The 1,866-nt window shown below is 62.4% G+C and carries 1 protein-coding gene and 1 pseudogene; both read left to right on the top strand.

All coding sequences use genetic code 11. The annotated features are described in order from the left end of the window. A pseudogene (locus FY112_RS00460) lies at positions 1–287 on the top strand (methyl-accepting chemotaxis protein); the annotation flags it as partial. A gap of 171 nt (positions 288–458) precedes the next feature. Beyond that, positions 459–1,866, top strand: a 1,408-nt coding sequence (locus tag FY112_RS00455; RefSeq protein WP_151517360.1) for a methyl-accepting chemotaxis protein, incomplete at its 3' end; no start/stop codon positions are given.

Raw genomic sequence — 1,866 nt, 5'->3', positions numbered from 1 at the left:
CCTCCGAGCAGATGTCGGCAACCTCGGAGGAACTCGCCTCCCAGGCGGAAGAGCTGCAGACATCGATCGCCTTCTTCAAGGTCGACATGGCAGGCGGGCGCCGCGAGCGCGCACCGGCTACAAAACTCACCGCCCGCAGCCGGGCTCCGGCCGCACCGCGCAAACCTGTCAGCAAGGCGCCTGCCAATACGGTCGCCGGCCAGCAGGCCCGCGTGAAGGGCTTTGCCCTCGACATGTCGATGGGAGGGCCGGATACGGCCGATGACGAGTTCCGTGAAAGCGCATAGGGCTTTTCCGATGCAGAAGCTGGGGGCCGCGGTGGATAGCGGCCCTCGATTGAACCGGTGCATGGACGCACCTGGTCATGCCGGCTCCGCCGGTGACGCATGAAGCGTTTTTGCGACGGCACGATCTGCGATCTGGCGGAATATCCGCCGCGGTACTAACGGGGGTTTGAAATGCGCTTCACAATCAAATTAAAACTGAGCCTAGTGTTCGGTTTCATCGTTCTCCTGACCTGTGCGATGGCCGGTCTTTCGATCTATAATCTCTCGTCGCTGAACAGCGAGATCTCGATCATGGTTGCCGGTCCGGTCGCCAATCTGCGCGATTCCGGCGATCTCTCCGATGCCGTGATGCGCTCGATCCGCGCCGAAAAGGATGCGATCATCAACACCGATCCGACCAAGATCGCCGGTTATGTCGATGAGATCTCGCAGCAGCGCGAGCAGATCAAGACATTGCAGGCTCGCCTCGCTTCTTCGGAAGACCCTGATATCAGGAATGGCATGGGCCAGTTCGGCGATCTCTACGGCAAGTGGACAGCGCTGCAGGATCGCGTCGCCGGTCTCGCCACGCAGAACACGACGGAGTCCAACACTCAGGCCGGCGTCATCTCGATGGGCGAAGGCCAGCAGGTGACGACCCAGCTTCTCAGCATCCTCACCAAGCTGAACGACACGGTGACCGGCAATGTCGCCGAAACCGACGCCGCCACCAACGACCAGTATGCGCACTCGCGCAATCTGCTGGTCATGATGACGATCGGCCTGATCATCGTCTCGTCGGCAGCAGCAATCTGGATCCTGCTCAACATTTCGCGCGGCCTGAAGCGCGCCGTCAACCTTGCCGATGCCGTCAGCATCGGCGATCTCGAACAGACTATCGAGCACAAGAGCAACGACGAAATCCGCGATCTCGTCCATTCGATGAGCCGGATGACGGCGAACCTGCGCACTACCGCAACGATCGCCAACCAGATCTCGAACGGCGACTTGACTGTCTCTCCGAAGCCGCTTTCGGAGAAGGATATGCTCGGCGTCGCGCTGGAGCAGATGGTCGAGCGCCTGCGCGGCGTCGTCGCCGATGCGATCGCCGCCGCTGAGAATGTCTCGGCCGGCAGCCAGGAACTGTCCTCGAGCTCCGAGCAGGTGTCGCAGGGCGCCACCGAACAGGCGGCTTCGGCCGAAGAGGCTTCCGCCTCGATGGAAGAAATGGCCGCCAACATCAAGCAGAACGCCGATAACGCTGCACAGACAGAAAAGATCGCCCGCCAGTCGGCCAAGGACGCGGAGATGAGCGGCGAAGCCGTCTCTCGCGCTGTCGATGCGATGCGCACGATTGCCCAGAAGATCGGCATCGTCCAGGAGATCGCCCGTCAGACCGATCTGCTGGCTCTCAATGCCGCCGTGGAAGCGGCACGTGCCGGCGAGCACGGCAAGGGCTTCGCGGTCGTTGCCTCCGAGGTGCGCAAGCTTGCCGAGCGCAGCCAGTCGGCGGCTGCGGAAATCGGCGCGATGTCCGGTGATACTGTCAAAGCCGCCCAGGAAGCGGGCGAAATGCTCGGCCGGCTGGTGCCCGATATCC

Origin of the sequence: Rhizobium sp. PEPV16 (assembly GCF_008919455.1) — a bacterium.
GTDB classification, from domain to species: domain Bacteria; phylum Pseudomonadota; class Alphaproteobacteria; order Rhizobiales; family Rhizobiaceae; genus Rhizobium; species Rhizobium leguminosarum_Q.
The sequence above is the reverse complement of the archived record's forward strand: the minus strand, read 5'-3'. Positions and strand labels throughout refer to the sequence as shown.